Here is a 14,543-nt window from a genome sequence, read left to right as displayed (position 1 = left end):
TTTTGCCGGGTTGGCGGCAAAAACACTTTCTGTTTAAGCGATCAGAATTAACACTAGAGCGCGGGTTCTTGGTACTCAGTCTTGGACAACAGATTTGGTATTATGCTCGGTCGTTCAGTATCAGTTGACCATTTTTATCGATCGGAATCTGCGTACCTGGATCACGTTCCATACGAATTTTTCCCTGTTGATCGCCAATTTTGTAGGTTACGTCATATCCCAGCATTTTCTGTGACTTGTCGTAAACGGTTTGGCAACGCTGTTGGGTGGTAGTATCGGTATCATTTTCCTGCATATTACTTTGCACGCGGTTACCGGCATAACCCCCTGCCAGTGCACCAGCAACGGTGGCAATATCTTTACCACGCCCCCCTCCTACCTGATGCCCCAGAACCCCACCAGCAACCGCACCTAATACTGAGCCGGCAATCCGATTCTCGTCCTGCACCGGTTTACGGCGAGTGACCGTTACATCGCGACATTCCTTGCGAGGCGTTTTGATCGTCTCTTTAATCGGCGTCACAGCAATAACTTGTGCATATTGCGGTGCGCCGGAGAATACATTCATACTCGCGACAGCGGCAATTCCCAGAGCGGCCGCAATACCGATACCCACACCTGCTAACATTGATTTGTTCACAGCAAATCCTCCTGAAAGTGTTACCACGCATCGTAGTCGCAGAATTCCAATGTAAAAACAGAAAATCTGACAGTCTCCGACATCGAGGGTTACCTCTGATGACTGAAATACGGCGTGCGTGATTCGCCGTTTGTAAACACAGAGGAGTCTGCACAAAGGACTTCGAGCTAGCAATAAGACAAATGGACTAAATACCTAGAAAATAGATGTGAATAAGTGTGTTTAGGAGGAATCCGACTATGGGGTTTATTACTGTGGAATTTTATGCTGAAAATTTAACATTACGTGCGGGTGGCGTTAGCAATACGTGCGCAGTTGTGAGGTTGATAACAACGCCGCTTATCACTCAGTGAGGACGGGTTTACCGCACCTAGGGGCGCTCCGGCGACTTACGTCGCTACGACCCCAACGGCACGATCCCCCTTCATTCGACTTTATCAACAGCCAGAAACCGCCGCCATAATTAACTGGCAGCGGCAAATTTAAAACTCTAAACATTCGCCAAAGTCATTGGCGTTACAGGTAGGCAGCCAGCAAATGTACCCCGATGAGCTGACCCTTGTCAGTGATTCGGGTAAGTGCGCGCAGCTAACAACCCTGTAGCGCCAAGGACGAAGGATAATTAGTGGAGTTTGAGCCGTGGGCGAATAACCCGATTAATTCCACCGACCAGCATCATCAGGCCGGTTTTGGTATAACCGTGTAATGCTACCTGATGCATACGATACAACGAGATATACACCACGCGAGCAACACGCCCTTCTATCATCATTGAACCGCGCATCAGGTTACCCATCAGGCTACCGACGGTACTGAATTTCGACAGTGAAACCAGTGAACCGTGGTCTTTATAAATGTAGGGTTTCAAAGGCTGCTCATTGAGCAATGCCAAAATATTGCTGTAGCAACGGCTGGCCATCTGATGTGCTGACTGCGCGCGCGGTGGGACAAAACCCCCATTTGGCTGTGGGCAAGAGGCGCAATCACCGATAGCAAAGATATTCGGGTCACGGGTAGTTTGCAGTGTTGGTTCAACCACCAGTTGGTTAATACGGTTGGTTTCCAGCCCAGCGATATCTTTCATAAAGTCCGGCGCTTTGATACCCGCCGCCCAAACCATTAAATCAGCGTTAATGTACTCGCCATCTTTGGTATTCAGACCATTTTTATCAGCACTGGTCACCATGGTTTTAGTCAATACCCGCACACCGAGCTTGATCAATTCCTGATGCGCAGCCGCCGAAATACGCGGCGGCAAGGCAGGCAGAATACGTTCACCGGCTTCTACCAGCGTCACATTCAGCGCCTGATTGTCCAGGCCCTCAAAACCGTAGCTGTGTAGCTGTTTCACCGCATTGTGCAGTTCGGCAGACAGTTCCACCCCCGTGGCCCCACCGCCCACTATCGCGATGTTAACTTTGCCCTTTTCACCCGGTTGTGCCGAATACTTCAGGAACAGGTTGAGCATTTCATTATGGAAACGGTGCGCCTGATGCGGGTTATCCAGGAAGATACAGTTATCTTTCACCCCCGGCGTACCGAAATCATTAGAGGTACTGCCGAGCGCCATGACCAGAATGTCATAGGTCAATTCACGTTTCGTCACCAACACATCGCCGTGTTCGTCGCAAATCTCAGCCAAACGGAGCGTTTTGCTTTCACGGTTAATGTCAGTTAGGGAACCCAACTGGAAATTAAAACCGTGGTTACGGGCATGAGCCAGATAGCTCAATGCATCAACACCATCATCCAGAGAGCCGGTAGCCACTTCGTGTAGCAACGGTTTCCACAGATGACTGTGGTTGCGATCGACAAGCACTATCTCAGCTTTCTTACTGCGGCCCAGTTTATGACCCAGACTTGTTGCCAGCTCAAGGCCGCCAGCACCACCACCAATAATAACGATTTTTTTCTTCGGCGTTGTCAAAATGACCCCCTAAATGTGAACCTATTGTTAGCTAAAGGTAAATAAATAATATCCTTAGATAACATAGGGTTCGCTGATGCTAAATCAATAATCTGTCGCCAGAATATCATGCAGGGTTATTTGGTCATACCAAATTTGATATATATCAATTTTTTTTGATTAAAGTGGCAGCATAGGTTTTTTTTCTGGAATAAGATTCAAATAGTTAGCGTCAAGTCACAGTTTGGGATTTTTCTATTTGCCGTGCGGAGAAATGCTATTTTAGCCGTTTTAGCCATAAAAACAGCGTGAAGAAAGGACACAAAGGCCCTTTTTCAAGCCAGGTAGCCAATAGTGATGAGCTTGACCATTAACCCCCAGTTAACAAACCACGGGTTTTAAACGCCGCCATCGCGTCACGTTAACCCAGGGTTTTAAACGCCTTGATACGCTGAAGATGAGGTGAGAGATCCTTAAACTTATGGTTTTGTTTTTCATCCCAGACAATTTCATAATAAGGATGTAAGTCAGCAGCCGTCAGCTTGCTATCGAGCATTTCATCATGACGAGATAGCACCACCAGGCAACGATCGCGGTTTTTCTCGCGGAAGCCATTAATACACTTACTGGCAATATCTACGTACTCTTCCGGCCGGTCAATTTTGCCGGTCATATTATCCTGCGGGTAAAGATTGGGGTTGAAAGCGACCTGACGGATCCCGCACAGGAAACCAATGCGCTCCGCCCAAAACCCCCCTAAACCAACACCACAAATCAGTGACTTGGCATCACCGCCCTGCTGGATGGCTTTATCCACCTCTTTCAATAAATGCTGCATATCATGACGGGGATGCAAAGTGCTGTAACTGATAAAACGCACCTCCGGATCGATAAATTGCAGTTGCAAAACTTTCTCGTGATTGCCGGGGCTATTGGAATCAAAACCATGCAAATAGACGATCATATTTATCCTCGCGACTTATATCCGTCATACTTCAAGCTGCATGAACGTTGGCTACGCACGTTACTCGGCCCCTCCATGAGCCTCGCCTCTGCGAGGCCGCTGCAACTCGAATTATTTAGGGTATAAAACCTATCCCAGTAGATTTTTATGGGCATCCCAACGTTCGCTGAGTGCGGTTAATACCTTATTAGCCTGCTGCCAACGCGATGAAGCCATCAGCGCCTTGCGTTCAAACTGACCAGAATGATACAAGCGCGTCAGTTGGTCTGCTTTGACCGGAGACAGGTTATCTAACACACTTATCGCGCCTTGACGGTTATTACATACCAGAATCATATCGCAACCGGCGTCCAGAGAAGTCTGCCCACGCTCGGCATAACTGCCCATGATAGCCGCACCTTCCATCGATAAGTCATCTGAAAAAATAATGCCATCGAAGCCTAACTCCTGCCGTAATATCTGCTGCAGCCAATAAGCCGAACCACTGGCCGGGCGCGGATCAGCCTCAGTATAAATCACGTGAGCAGGCATGATGGCATCTAATAGCCGCCGCGCAATCAGCTCACGAAATATAACCATATCATGAGTACGGATTTCTGCCAGTGGACGATTATCACGCGGCGTTTCTTTGTGTGAATCTGCCGTCACCGCACCATGTCCTGGGAAATGTTTACCCGTGGTCTTCATACCGGCACTGTGCATCCCACGGATAAAGCACTCCGCCATATCCAGTGCCTGCTGCGGGTCACTGTGGAAAGAACGCTCACCAATAGCGGCGCTAACATGACCAATATCCAATACCGGCGCAAAACTGATATCGATATCCATCGCAATCATTTCTGCTGCCATCAGCCAACCGGCTTCTTGCGCCAACTTAGCCGCCGTAGCCACATCATTGATGGCGGCAAACGACTGGGCCGCAGGCAAGCGGGTAAAACCGTCACGAAAACGCTGCACCCGGCCCCCTTCTTGATCGACCGCGACCACCAGCCGCTCATGGGATGCTTGCCTGATTTGACGAACTAATTCCCGTAACTGCTCTGCATCATGGAAATTACGACTGAACAAAATCAAGCCGCCGACCAGCGGATGTTTTAAAATCTCACGTTCTTCAGCATCCAGCTCATAGCTGGCGACGTCTAACATCACTGGACCCACAACAACCTCTCTTTCAATAACATCAAAATGGTAAATTAAACCGCTGACGCAATGGTGCGCCCCATCGCAAAAACGTAGCATCCCCCGTTTGCCGCCAGCGTAGTTCAAACCACATCAACATCAGGTAATCGATCCACGGAAGCCAGCGCTGTATCTGGCGGGATAGCCGTTTAATATCATGATAACCTTGCTCACTGCAGCAATAGTGCTGTAAAAACACCTGTTGCTGCGACGCTGACCAATGATTACCTCGGAACAAGGCCGCAATATCCAGAGCAATATCGCCATCGGCGGCATATTCCCAATCAATGAGTTTCAGCCCCGTGGCAGTGGTTAACAGGTTGCCGGGGTGGATATCCATATGCAAAGGGGCCAGTTTTAGCACCTGTGGTAGCGGCCTGCGCAAAAAACGCCGCTGGAGCCGTAACCAGGCTGGCGAGCCGCGTGTCGGGTCAATCAGTTGCCCATAACGGATTAACTGAGCGCGCAGGTCGAAACGATAGCCACTGGCTGGCAGATGATGCAAGCGGGACAATAGCTGCGCTAAGCGACCATTACTTGATAATTCAATGAATTGCGCGTCAGTGACAACGTCACCTTCAAGCCAGTTAACCACCAGCCAGTGCTGATCTGCGGCGATAATGCCCGGTGACAAGTGGCTACCCGCCACATGGCGCAGCAGTTTTCTCTCCCGCCGCCGGTTCACGCCCAACTGACTTTTTTGCATCGATTGCTCGCGTGCCAGCCAGTCAATATTCGGACCAGTGTTTGACGAGTGAGAAATGCGCCAGCTTTCACCGGTCAAACCAGATACCGGACTAATATGACAACCGGCGATTTTTATCGCCGGGTTTATGCTGGCAATCAGCGCAAATAGGGAAGGATCAGCGCTGGACTGGGCCATTACCTGACCAGATGATTTCGCCGGTTTGTGCCTGCATCAATTGCATTTCAATCGTCGGTGATTTCACATCACCGCTGACATTGCTGTACAGCACATATTGAGCGCCGACATAACGGGCCAGACCAATCGCTTTACTGCGCGATCCCAGACTATCTTCTTCCGATAGCCCTAGCGTTTGCTTAGCGACGGCCAATTGCTGCGGCGAGATCAAGACAAACTTTTTATTTGATGACAGTACCTGATGCAATGCTGTGGTAGCTTTCGCCGTTTGCAACGCCCCATTAGTGTTATTTTTAACACTGTCCAGCAACAATATACTGCCCGTCGCCACGTCGTTGCTACCCACCATCTTCGCCACCAACGGCTCTACGCTGGCAGCCCAATCGGTAGATTGCACTTTCGGCGGTTGTGGCACCGTGTCTACCGGCGGAGGTGTCTCAATGACGGGGGGGATTACCGGTTCAATGGTCGCTGGCGGTGTGGATGGCACAACAGGTGTCCGGGAAGGACAGCCGGTCAGCACTAACGCTGCCACAACCACAAATAAATACCTTTTCATTGCTCTACTCCAATAATCCAATTGTGAAAATCAATCGGTTATAAAATCAATCTATACCCAATAGATTTCAAAATGCAGGAAGGCGGCCAGCGAATGAATCCCGATGAGCTTACACAAGTAAGTGATTCGGGTAATTGAACGTAGCCAACGCACCTGTAATTTGAAAGATGACGGGTATGTTATAAAAATAAGTGAAGGCGCGCACTGCGCACATTAAAATTATTATTAACTGACTGAATGTCTACTTCGTCGCCTGGCGCGATAACGACTGAGCGCGGGGCTTCCCGTGGAAGCACATCCAAGCCCTGAGCATCATACCAATAAAAACGATAGTTGATTTTCACCGGTTTATTGTGACCATTAGTGATAACCGAACGCGCAACATTATTATCAGAAGATGTGGATATAGCTGGCTGGGAAGCCAAAATGCCCGCCGTCAGTACCGATGAGTCCATCACCACGGTTTGCTGTTTATTGACAGCAATCCCTTTGGGGTTGCTGCATCCCAGCAAGGCTACGCCACAAGTGAAGGTGATCACCGGTAATAAAGACGCCCTCAAACGGCGCATAGGCTTACCTCAGTTAAACTCAATTATTATGTAGCCAACTCTTTATTTAACAAAAAATTTATTATATAACAATGAGTTGACGTTGTAATAACAGGTTATTTATGTGACAACAGGTTATTTATGTGACAACAATGAACCCAAGTCACGGCCACCGACCAAATGCATATGAATATGATAGACCACCTGACCAGCATGCTTATTACAGTTGATGATCAGGCGATAGCCATCTTCTGCAATCCCTTCTTGCTCTGCAAGTTTAGCCGCCACCGTGATCATGCGGCCCAATGTTGCTTCATGCTCTGCAGTGACATCATTCACAGTTGGAATAAGAATATTAGGAATGATTAAGATATGGGTAGGTGCCTGTGGGGCAATATCACGGAATGCCGTCACCAACTCATCCTGATAAACCACATCAGCAGGGATTTCACGGCGGATGATTTTGCTGAAAATAGTTTCTTCGGCCATAACGCATTTCCTTTGTCATGATAAAATGGAGAATGCGTAGTATGAGCGACTATTTCTATTGATTTCAACCTCAATCATCAGCCTCGTGCATAAGCAGCTGCTTTCTCAAACAACGCCTGCTCGGGACGGATACCGGTATACAGCACAAATTGCTCAACCGCCTGAATAGCAAACACTTCGCCACCGGTAATTACCGTCTTCTGTTGTGCTGTGGCATAGCTTATCAGTGGGGTGATGGCGGGCAGCGCCACCACATCGAAAATAATGTCGGCATGATTAATTTCAGCTTCAGTGAAAGCCAGGCTACCTGCATCCTTACTCCCCGACATCCCCACGGGTGTTGCATTGATTAACATGTCGGCTTGAACGCCTTGCATGTCAGGCTGATAGCAATAGCCCGATTGCTCAGCTAACTGCTTACCGGTCTTTTCATTGGTCGCAATAATAAAACCCTGCTTAAAACCGGCATTTTTCAATGCAAAAACCACCGCCTTCGCCATCCCGCCACTGCCACGTAAAGCAAAAACCTTATCTGTCGGTACCTGATGGGCCTGTAGCAATTTGGCGATAGCGATATAGTCGGTGTTGTACGCCTTTAGGTAACCATCAGTATTCACCAAGGTATTAACCGAATTAATCGCTTTAGCTGATGGATCCAGCTCATCCGCCATGGGGATGACCGCTTCTTTAAATGGCATTGAAATAGCACAACCACGGAACCCCAGCGCGCGCACCCCGCCAATCGCGGCGGCAAGGTCGGTAGTGGTAAAAGCCTTATACAGATAATCGAGGTCTAACGCGTCATACAAAAAGTTATGAAAACGAGTGCCAAAGTTGCTCGGCCGGGCGGCCAGAGAAATACACACTTTAGTGTCTTTGTTTAAATATCGAGTCATCTTGTCACCTTACATACTTTTCTTTCAGAATTAGCCGATAAACTTCAGCGGCACCAAGCGTCATATACGGGCATTACGGGTTCAGATGCAACAATTATTCCATCACTGGATGGCGTCTGAAAGTCCCCAAATAGACATAAGGTATGCATCTGAATAATTCAGGCTGGTTTGATTTTCAGACCAGCCAGCTAGAGGCGGAGTGGCGTTATTTGAAATAAAAAAAGGGAGGCTTTCGCCGCCATTCACCACCTAACAAAAACAAGCAGTTACAGTAATATCAACAAGTTAGATACCTGTCACTGCGTGCTTAAAATGGGTGTAGCGTGGGTGATTTGGTCAATTTGTGGATCACTTACTTACCCAACAAAGGTCAATTTTTTCTCCTTAACAAATTGCTGCCACTCTTCAGGATTAAGTTCAAACCCTGGCGCTGACATGTCGTCTTCATCACCTTCTTCAACGAACGTGACGAGGAAAAAAACCTCATCACCTTCCTCATCCTCATCATCGTCAACCACGGTTACTTCTGTAACAACAATGCGTTCTCCTGCTGGGAGGGAGGAAACATATAAACCTTCCAGTGGAACCTCAATTTTATTCGGCATAGGTATCAATCTCCTTTAAGTCTCAAGGGGGTTAAATCTCACTGCATCTTCTAAGTAATCAGGCGCAAAGTGTGCGTACGTCATTGTTTGTAAAATATTTGAATGCCCTAAAATCTTCTGAAGTGCCAATATATTGCCACCATTCATCATAAAATGACTGGCGAAAGTATGGCGCAAAACATGAACGGCCTGCCCTGCGGGTAGACCCGGAGCAACTTCTTTGATGCAAGTTCTTACATAGGGATAATTTAAAGACTTAAACAACGGCCCGGTTTTAATTCCATCGGTTAGTTGCTCGCATAATTCATGCGATATAGGGACTGTTCTATTCTTGCTATTTTTTGTATCGAGGTAAGTCACCTTATTGCCTATACCGCCGGAGCATTTTGTCAAAAGCTACAAAGTGAATGTTGATGGTAAAACCGTGGCGGAGTGGGCGGCATGAATGACCTGCATGAGTTAGACCAAATATTATCCATCTTACTGGCGCAATTATCCCCACAGGCACGCGGTGCATTTATGCGTCAAGTCTCCAAAGAGCTACGCCAGCGCCAGCAAAAGCACATTCAGGCGCAGCAGAACCCGGACGGATCACCCTTTGTTGCCCGCAAGAAAAAACGCCGCGATAAGCAAGACCGTATCAAGCGCAAGATGTTTACCCAACTGCGCACCGCCCGTTTTATTAAAAGCGAATCCAACGCCGATGAGGCCGCCGTCACCTTTAGCGGTAAGGTCAATAATCTGGTGCGGGTGCATCACTACGGCTTGTGCGATAAAGTCACAAAGAACGGGCCAACGGTCAAATACGAGCGCCGCCAGTTACTCGGCTTTACTGACGGCGACAGTGAATGGATTGGGGATCTGGCGTTGGAGTGGATAGCTAAATAGCTAAATAGCCATTAATCTGGTTTTTGCGGGAACAAATACAATATAAAATGGTAAACGCCAAAAATACCGATACAAGCTAATATGGCAATGTACCAACGATCAAAATAGAAAAATGATGCGACCATTAATATTAACGCAACTAACGCAATAGCATTAGCCACCATGTAAGAAAGATAATATAAAAAACCGACTATGATTTTTTTAACTGTTGAGCTGGTTGATGACATTATCTATAACCCTCCTGTAATCTTCATCTCGTCCCTGCTCTTGCATACTGCTCGCATCAACGTAGCCAGACACATAATCTTTGATTAAAAAATACAATATATCCAGATCACCCATAGAACGTAACCGCCGATACAAGCTTGGATTTTTCTCTCTCAACTCTCTGGAATCATAAGTTGAGCGGTGAGCCAATGCACCAATAGTCAATATCGAATTGATTGCCGCACCACGAAGAATGCCCAAAGACGCTTTTAACTTAGGGTATCTCGCTATTGATCTATTCATCTGCGAAGTTAACAAATACATGAGCGTTGTTGTGGTAGCAAAACGCGCACCAATTTTTGCATAGATACTATTTAACAACGCGTCTTTCTTATCTTCTGGAAGCGTCTCAATAAAGTCTCTGGCAATAGCCTCTACCAAATTCACTATTGCACTATCGATATCACCCTCTTTTATGAAGGTCGCTAGTCGATAATAATCATTACCGTTTTCGCTTCTATTCTTGGTATCCAGAAATCCATATGCCAGATAATACATATCTTCCGGAACTGACATTATTCCAGAGAATATACTGTCAGGAATACTTTTAGGCTCAAAAGAGTCTACTATTTTGGTAGATATAGCATTAATCTCATCCATAAGATAACCCTTATAAAACGCGGTCATTCCAAATGCTATAACCTGACGTTCCAGCGACATGGTGCTGCCAGATAATGCTTTCATAACGAACTGATACATGTTCTTCCGGTTGCATACCGGCATGAGTCGATGAATGAGGATAATCAATATGGATATTAGTCAGTGCTGCATTAGTCAGTTTGATGGTGTAATACTTCTCCTGAGAACCCTCACTGTTCGTTCGATAAAAATCGAAAAGACACTCAAGGCTTTCATTTTCAGAGATAGAAATACCCAGCAAAGGCGATGATTTATCAATGGGTTTCTAAAAACTATCGGATGATGATGGGAGTTTTGAACACGAGATATCATATGTTGCAATGCATAAACAAAGATCTGATCCTGATGTGTTGATTGCGACTTATTGCCAATAGAATCTAATGAACCGCAGCCAGCAGATATTAAACCTTGTTTCGCACCTTGCAACGTTAAATAAATAGAGTTAGCCATTTTGAAAATCCCTTTAATAATTTAAATAGTGTAACTATTAAACATTACAGGATTTAATCATTATTTTCACCTGCCGAATGACAGAATGCACGATTGTTCACACCCCTATTAGCCTTTTAGGCTGTAAATAAAGGCTATCACATTTATTGAATCCATTAATTTCTTGTGCCATGCCCCACGCGCCCGTAGGCGGCATACTGGCCGCATGAATATCCTTACTGCTGGTCTTAAACGCCTGTTGGCTAACATTATCCGTATTGGCATCGTTTCCGACGTCAGTCTTGCTAACGGATTGTGCCGGGTCAAGATAGGCAACCTTGAAACCGATTGGCTTAATTGGTTAACCCTGCGTGCCGGTCGGGTGCGTTTTTGGTCTGCGCCGTCAGTGGGGGAGCAAGTTATGGTGCTGAGTATCGGCGGTGAACTCACCACCGGCTTTGTGCTGCCTGCCATCTTTTCTGACGCCAAACCCGCCCCGTCACAATCGCCTGACGCCATGGTGATCACCTTTCCCGATGGTGCCCGTTTTGAGTACGAACCTGAAACCAGCCACCTGGCTGTCACTGGAATAGCTACGGCGGTGATTGATGACCATGACCACGGCGGCGTACAGCGCCATTATGCGATGGGAGCCGCGCGTGGTACTCACGCGCGTGATATTGGCACAACCGCAGGCGGGGAAAATGACGCTGGAGCTTCAGGGCCACCGCACCGACCTGGCTGACACCTTTAATCTGGCTATTCCCGTTGGGGGTGATGCATGAACGTGATTGACCTGTCCCAGTGACCTGCGCCTTTGGTGGTCGAATCGCTGGATTATGAAACCCTGCTTTCAGAGAGAAAGGCGGCGTTTATCGCCCTGTATCCGGTTGAGAACAAGGAGCCGTCATGCAAACGCTGACCCTCGAATCAGAACCGATCACCACGTTATTGCAGGAAAGCACCTATCGCGAGCTGGTATTGCGCCAACGGGTTAACGAAGCCGCACAGGCGGTGATGGTGGCCTATGCCAATGGCAGTGATCTGGATCAGTTGGGGGCCAATAATAACGTCAGTCGCCTGGTCGCCATACCGGCCAATAATGACGCCATTCCGCCGGTGGTGGCGGTGATGGAATCTGACGCGGATTTCCGCCTGCGTATCCCGCAAGCTTTTGAAGCGCTGAGTGTCGCCGGACCAACCGGAGCCTATGAAGCCCACACCCGCAGTGCCGCCGCGCAGGCCCGACTGGAAATCTATATCAATACCCAACGCCGCCTCATATCACCGGCGGTATCAATGGGGTATCAGAAAGCATGGGCAGTGCACCTGAAAGCAATTTCAGCGGCGCGTTTGGCAAAAGCCCTGCCATCGGCAACGACAATACCCCGCACCATACCGACATCACCCATTGCGGCAGCTTTGATTTTGACGCCTCGCGCGTGGTGCGCACCGCCGCCGAAACCCGTCCACGCAACATCTCATTTTGCTATATTTTGAGGGCAATCTAATGAAATATAACTTTACCGTTCAACCGGCCATCTTGGATGACCATCAACTCGCCAGCCAGGCGGGATGGATAACGCTTTATCACTATGATGCGGAGAGTCTGGAATATGCTAGCGCGGGCATGGAGTACTTGCCGCTCGGCGTCGGCTTACCGGCTCACTCGGTGGCTGATGCGCCCATCTTTCAACCTAAAACCGGCATGGCATTGGTGAGAGATTTGGCCGCTAACCAATGGATAGCGGTAGAAGACCATCGCCATAAAACGGTGTATGATATTGAAACCAAACATGAATCCATCATTTTTACCCTCGGCCCGATTCCACACAATAAAACACTGATTCAGCCAACACATGAGTTTGATATATGGACAGGAACCGCCTGGGAAGTCGATCAACAGGCATTAAAAGCCCGCCATATTGCCGCCGCAAGCCAACAGAAAACCGCACTGATAAATCAGGTATCAGATCACATCAACATCCTACTCGACGCCATTGCAATGGATAATCAACAGACTGATATTCAGCAATTGGCGGCACTCAAACATTACCGCGTCGCGCTAATGCGCATCAACACCAGCGCTGCGCCAGAGATTGACTGGCCGGAGTTGCCGCAATGCGCGCGTAATTGATTGGTATAAAACCCCTACCAATATTTCTTGGCTAGTCAATTTCGACGAGAGTCGCAAATTTCAGCAGAGCGTCATTTACGGCGACTTCATCAAGCTGCTCCACAAAGCGGGCATTTCGTGCCATAAGATCGAGCATTCGGACTTGATTGAGTAAAACGACGCCTTGTATTGTACATCCTGTACCCGACAGCGACACGGTAAAACCAGCATGGCGCGCATAGTTACCGCCCTGAGTTATTGGGGCAACAAGGGCCATGCCGAGATTGTTAAACAGTTTTTTTGTCAATACCAGCGCTGGACGAGCATCTCGCTGCTCACTCCCCATTGCTGGGTTAAAGTCTACTAAAACGATATCGCCGCGATCCCATCCCTGCTTACGCTTCACCATATTTCATTCCCTGTCGGTGCGTCGTTACCCCAAACATCCTCTTCTGTCATCATTGGCGCATTTTTATCACATTGTGCGACTAACTCTTCAAGCGTGTAACGCCGTTGTGTTGGGGTCAGAATTAATGAGCCATTTTTGATTTCTGCATCAAGATGTTGCCCGTTGGTCACACCTAGTTTCTTCAGCAATAATGAGGGCAAAACAACGCCACTACTGTTGCCCCACTTTTTGATTGCTATAGTCATAAAATTATCCCCCCGCAAGAAATTATACAAAGTATAACCTCAAGTGCCAAAGAGAACAATCAAAAGTTATACATTGTATATACTCATCTAACCTTTAGGTTCAATGCCTCTTTCGCGTAACTCTTTACGCAATATCCTTTTTATCCACGTCGCAAGGGAAGCATCACCATCTTTACGGGCTTGTTCTTCTAACTGCGCACGAAATTCTGCTAGAAGACGCATCTGATATTGAGGTGAACGTTTCTCTTCTGGTGTTGACATGGTAATTACCCTAATTTATGATGCCTTCATGGTAACGACCATTGTAATTACGTGGTCACCATAAAACAACAATGCCCCGACAGTGCGCTAACACTGCCGAGGCATCTAACCACACCATTATACGAGGTAATGCTATGGCTGACGCTAATAGTAACATACGTGCATATTCAAAGCTCTACACCTTCCTTAACGCCCGTTCTAACACATTATTGGCTGAAATTTCTCCGTTGCGCCTGATCTCCGTTTTGGCTCCCACTGAGCGTGAAGCCCGCAATCTGCTGGCCGGTTTCTCGCTGGTGTTTGTTTCTTGCAAACCACAGGAGAAGCGCCATGTTGCCTGATACCAATAGACTTTATCCCACATTGACTGAGGTGTTCGGTAAGCTGGATATGTCACACCTGAGTGCTGATGACACACTGGAACTGGCAAACAGTAGCGAGGAATGTTACGCCGGACTGCTGCATGGGCTGAATTTTATCGGGGATACTTTTGTTACCTTTGCCAACAACGATGTGTTGGATTTCTCAGCAGAAAGTTTGTGCCAGTTGGGCCATTGTCTGGCATCAATCAGTATCCTGTTACCCGTCCTCACTCAATTGCAAACATCTGCCAGCGGCAG

The 14,543-nt window shown here is 47.7% G+C and carries 20 protein-coding genes and 3 pseudogenes; 6 read left to right on the top strand and 17 right to left on the bottom strand.

What is annotated here, in order from left to right; translation table 11 throughout:
* Nucleotides 1-100: 100 nt before the first annotated feature.
* The 11 genes and pseudogenes from AEP37_RS17790 to AEP37_RS17740 all read right to left on the bottom strand — a co-directional run.
* Nucleotides 101-640: a glycine zipper 2TM domain-containing protein gene (locus AEP37_RS17790; protein WP_049614599.1), complete on the bottom strand. Its 540-nt coding sequence runs from the start codon at nucleotides 638-640 to the stop codon at nucleotides 101-103.
* A gap of 622 nt (nucleotides 641-1,262) precedes the next feature.
* On the bottom strand, nucleotides 1,263-2,567 hold the full coding sequence (locus AEP37_RS17785) for an NAD(P)/FAD-dependent oxidoreductase (RefSeq protein ID WP_049614598.1): 1,305 nt from the start codon (nucleotides 2,565-2,567) through the stop codon (nucleotides 1,263-1,265).
* Nucleotides 2,568-2,967: 400 nt separating this feature from the next.
* Nucleotides 2,968-3,510 (bottom strand): alpha/beta hydrolase YcfP, encoded by a 543-nt coding sequence (ycfP, locus tag AEP37_RS17780; RefSeq protein ID WP_049614597.1) that lies wholly within the window; start codon nucleotides 3,508-3,510, stop codon nucleotides 2,968-2,970.
* A 129-nt stretch (nucleotides 3,511-3,639) separates the two neighbouring features.
* Nucleotides 3,640-4,668, bottom strand: coding sequence for a beta-N-acetylhexosaminidase (nagZ, locus tag AEP37_RS17775; protein ID WP_049614596.1), 1,029 nt, complete (start codon nucleotides 4,666-4,668; stop codon nucleotides 3,640-3,642).
* Nucleotides 4,669-4,690: 22 nt separating this feature from the next.
* On the bottom strand, nucleotides 4,691-5,572 hold the full coding sequence (thiK, locus tag AEP37_RS17770) for a thiamine kinase (RefSeq protein WP_049614595.1): 882 nt from the start codon (nucleotides 5,570-5,572) through the stop codon (nucleotides 4,691-4,693).
* A complete protein-coding gene (gene lpoB, locus AEP37_RS17765) occupies nucleotides 5,553-6,131 on the bottom strand; it encodes a penicillin-binding protein activator LpoB (protein ID WP_049614594.1) in 579 nt (192 codons plus the stop codon). Before lpoB ends, thiK begins: the two co-directional genes overlap by 20 nt.
* Nucleotides 6,132-6,310: 179 nt before the next feature.
* A complete protein-coding gene (locus tag AEP37_RS17760) occupies nucleotides 6,311-6,700 on the bottom strand; it encodes a YcfL family protein (RefSeq protein ID WP_049614593.1) in 390 nt (129 codons plus the stop codon).
* Nucleotides 6,701-6,814: 114 nt separating this feature from the next.
* A complete protein-coding gene (hinT, locus tag AEP37_RS17755) occupies nucleotides 6,815-7,168 on the bottom strand; it encodes a purine nucleoside phosphoramidase (protein ID WP_004389760.1) in 354 nt (117 codons plus the stop codon).
* Nucleotides 7,169-7,245: 77 nt separating this feature from the next.
* A complete protein-coding gene (locus tag AEP37_RS17750; protein ID WP_049614592.1) occupies nucleotides 7,246-8,064 on the bottom strand; it encodes a shikimate 5-dehydrogenase in 819 nt (272 codons plus the stop codon).
* 356 nt (nucleotides 8,065-8,420) lie between these two features.
* Nucleotides 8,421-8,669: a hypothetical protein gene (locus AEP37_RS17745; RefSeq protein ID WP_049614591.1), complete on the bottom strand. Its 249-nt coding sequence runs from the start codon at nucleotides 8,667-8,669 to the stop codon at nucleotides 8,421-8,423.
* A gap of 15 nt (nucleotides 8,670-8,684) precedes the next feature.
* Nucleotides 8,685-9,041 (bottom strand): annotated as a pseudogene (locus AEP37_RS17740) (tyrosine-type recombinase/integrase); the annotation flags it as partial.
* Between the two features lie 69 nt (nucleotides 9,042-9,110).
* On the opposite strand from AEP37_RS17740, the gene AEP37_RS17735 reads away from it, so the two are divergent.
* Nucleotides 9,111-9,557 carry a phage virion morphogenesis protein gene (locus tag AEP37_RS17735; RefSeq protein ID WP_049614590.1) on the top strand — a complete coding sequence of 149 codons (447 nt, stop codon included), beginning with the start codon at nucleotides 9,111-9,113 and terminating at the stop codon, nucleotides 9,555-9,557.
* Between the two features lie 11 nt (nucleotides 9,558-9,568).
* Here AEP37_RS17735 and AEP37_RS17730 read toward each other — a convergent pair whose 3' ends face one another.
* The 3 genes and pseudogenes from AEP37_RS17730 to AEP37_RS25135 all read right to left on the bottom strand — a co-directional run bounded on the left by AEP37_RS17730 (nucleotide 9,569) and on the right by AEP37_RS25135 (nucleotide 10,913).
* Complete coding sequence (locus tag AEP37_RS17730; RefSeq protein ID WP_012413675.1) at nucleotides 9,569-9,784, bottom strand: hypothetical protein; 216 nt, start codon at nucleotides 9,782-9,784, stop codon at nucleotides 9,569-9,571.
* Nucleotides 9,759-10,484, bottom strand: coding sequence for a hypothetical protein (locus AEP37_RS17725; RefSeq protein WP_156168657.1), 726 nt, complete (start codon nucleotides 10,482-10,484; stop codon nucleotides 9,759-9,761). Before AEP37_RS17725 ends, AEP37_RS17730 begins: the two co-directional genes overlap by 26 nt.
* Nucleotides 10,435-10,913 (bottom strand): annotated as a pseudogene (locus AEP37_RS25135) (Hcp family type VI secretion system effector). The gene AEP37_RS17725 and the pseudogene AEP37_RS25135 overlap by 50 nt, the downstream one beginning before the upstream one ends.
* A gap of 205 nt (nucleotides 10,914-11,118) precedes the next feature.
* Here AEP37_RS25135 and AEP37_RS26200 point away from each other — a divergent pair.
* The 3 genes and pseudogenes from AEP37_RS26200 to AEP37_RS17710 all read left to right on the top strand — a co-directional run bounded on the left by AEP37_RS26200 (nucleotide 11,119) and on the right by AEP37_RS17710 (nucleotide 13,029).
* Nucleotides 11,119-11,637 (top strand): phage baseplate assembly protein V, encoded by a 519-nt coding sequence (locus AEP37_RS26200; protein ID WP_235801359.1) that lies wholly within the window; start codon nucleotides 11,119-11,121, stop codon nucleotides 11,635-11,637.
* A gap of 72 nt (nucleotides 11,638-11,709) precedes the next feature.
* Nucleotides 11,710-12,125 (top strand): annotated as a pseudogene (locus AEP37_RS17715) (baseplate assembly protein); the annotation flags it as partial.
* A 277-nt stretch (nucleotides 12,126-12,402) separates the two neighbouring features.
* Nucleotides 12,403-13,029 (top strand): tail fiber assembly protein, encoded by a 627-nt coding sequence (locus AEP37_RS17710; RefSeq protein WP_049614588.1) that lies wholly within the window; start codon nucleotides 12,403-12,405, stop codon nucleotides 13,027-13,029.
* A gap of 31 nt (nucleotides 13,030-13,060) precedes the next feature.
* On the opposite strand, the gene AEP37_RS17705 is transcribed toward AEP37_RS17710, so the two are convergent.
* The 3 genes from AEP37_RS17705 to AEP37_RS26600 all read right to left on the bottom strand — a co-directional run bounded on the left by AEP37_RS17705 (nucleotide 13,061) and on the right by AEP37_RS26600 (nucleotide 13,923).
* Nucleotides 13,061-13,417 (bottom strand): type II toxin-antitoxin system ChpB family toxin, encoded by a 357-nt coding sequence (locus tag AEP37_RS17705; RefSeq protein ID WP_049614587.1) that lies wholly within the window; start codon nucleotides 13,415-13,417, stop codon nucleotides 13,061-13,063.
* The gene (locus AEP37_RS17700; RefSeq protein WP_049614586.1) at nucleotides 13,411-13,662 is read right to left on the bottom strand and encodes an AbrB/MazE/SpoVT family DNA-binding domain-containing protein; all 252 of its coding nucleotides are present in this window, start codon (nucleotides 13,660-13,662) and stop codon (nucleotides 13,411-13,413) included. The genes AEP37_RS17705 and AEP37_RS17700 overlap by 7 nt, the downstream gene beginning before the upstream one ends.
* Nucleotides 13,663-13,749: 87 nt before the next feature.
* Nucleotides 13,750-13,923 carry a hypothetical protein gene (locus tag AEP37_RS26600; protein WP_004705581.1) on the bottom strand — a complete coding sequence of 58 codons (174 nt, stop codon included), beginning with the start codon at nucleotides 13,921-13,923 and terminating at the stop codon, nucleotides 13,750-13,752.
* A 134-nt stretch (nucleotides 13,924-14,057) separates the two neighbouring features.
* Between AEP37_RS26600 and AEP37_RS17695 the strand changes: the two genes are divergently transcribed.
* Both AEP37_RS17695 and AEP37_RS17690 read left to right on the top strand, forming a co-directional pair.
* Nucleotides 14,058-14,264 carry a host cell division inhibitor Icd-like protein gene (locus AEP37_RS17695; RefSeq protein WP_042661392.1) on the top strand — a complete coding sequence of 69 codons (207 nt, stop codon included), beginning with the start codon at nucleotides 14,058-14,060 and terminating at the stop codon, nucleotides 14,262-14,264.
* Nucleotides 14,254-14,543, top strand: a 290-nt coding sequence (locus tag AEP37_RS17690; protein ID WP_049614619.1) for a PH domain-containing protein, incomplete at its 3' end; no start/stop codon positions are given. The genes AEP37_RS17695 and AEP37_RS17690, both read left to right, overlap by 11 nt.

It is taken from the genome of Yersinia pekkanenii (genome assembly GCF_001152565.1).
Lineage (GTDB): Bacteria > Pseudomonadota > Gammaproteobacteria > Enterobacterales > Enterobacteriaceae > Yersinia > Yersinia pekkanenii.
The sequence above is the reverse complement of the archived record's forward strand: the minus strand, read 5'-3'. Positions and strand labels throughout refer to the sequence as shown.

What these genes read in the sequence shown, in the direction of transcription:
- ycfP (WP_049614597.1), bottom strand. Translation starts at nt 3,510, where the DNA reads ATGATCGTCTATTTGCATGGTTTTGATTCCAATAGCCCCGGCAATCAC.
- thiK (WP_049614595.1), bottom strand. Translation starts at nt 5,572, where the DNA reads ATGGCCCAGTCCAGCGCTGATCCTTCCCTATTTGCGCTGATTGCCAGC.
- lpoB (WP_049614594.1), bottom strand. Translation starts at nt 6,131, where the DNA reads ATGAAAAGGTATTTATTTGTGGTTGTGGCAGCGTTAGTGCTGACCGGC.
- AEP37_RS17760 (WP_049614593.1), bottom strand. Translation starts at nt 6,700, where the DNA reads ATGCGCCGTTTGAGGGCGTCTTTATTACCGGTGATCACCTTCACTTGT.
- hinT (WP_004389760.1), bottom strand. Translation starts at nt 7,168, where the DNA reads ATGGCCGAAGAAACTATTTTCAGCAAAATCATCCGCCGTGAAATCCCT.
- AEP37_RS17750 (WP_049614592.1), bottom strand. Translation starts at nt 8,064, where the DNA reads ATGACTCGATATTTAAACAAAGACACTAAAGTGTGTATTTCTCTGGCC.
- AEP37_RS17745 (WP_049614591.1), bottom strand. Translation starts at nt 8,669, where the DNA reads ATGCCGAATAAAATTGAGGTTCCACTGGAAGGTTTATATGTTTCCTCC.
- AEP37_RS17735 (WP_049614590.1), top strand. Translation starts at nt 9,111, where the DNA reads ATGAATGACCTGCATGAGTTAGACCAAATATTATCCATCTTACTGGCG.
- AEP37_RS17730 (WP_012413675.1), bottom strand. Translation starts at nt 9,784, where the DNA reads ATGTCATCAACCAGCTCAACAGTTAAAAAAATCATAGTCGGTTTTTTA.
- AEP37_RS17725 (WP_156168657.1), bottom strand. Translation starts at nt 10,484, where the DNA reads ATGTCGCTGGAACGTCAGGTTATAGCATTTGGAATGACCGCGTTTTAT.
- AEP37_RS26200 (WP_235801359.1), top strand. Translation starts at nt 11,119, where the DNA reads ATGAATATCCTTACTGCTGGTCTTAAACGCCTGTTGGCTAACATTATC.
- AEP37_RS17710 (WP_049614588.1), top strand. Translation starts at nt 12,403, where the DNA reads ATGAAATATAACTTTACCGTTCAACCGGCCATCTTGGATGACCATCAA.
- AEP37_RS17705 (WP_049614587.1), bottom strand. Translation starts at nt 13,417, where the DNA reads ATGGTGAAGCGTAAGCAGGGATGGGATCGCGGCGATATCGTTTTAGTA.
- AEP37_RS17700 (WP_049614586.1), bottom strand. Translation starts at nt 13,662, where the DNA reads ATGACTATAGCAATCAAAAAGTGGGGCAACAGTAGTGGCGTTGTTTTG.
- AEP37_RS26600 (WP_004705581.1), bottom strand. Translation starts at nt 13,923, where the DNA reads ATGTCAACACCAGAAGAGAAACGTTCACCTCAATATCAGATGCGTCTT.
- AEP37_RS17695 (WP_042661392.1), top strand. Translation starts at nt 14,058, where the DNA reads ATGGCTGACGCTAATAGTAACATACGTGCATATTCAAAGCTCTACACC.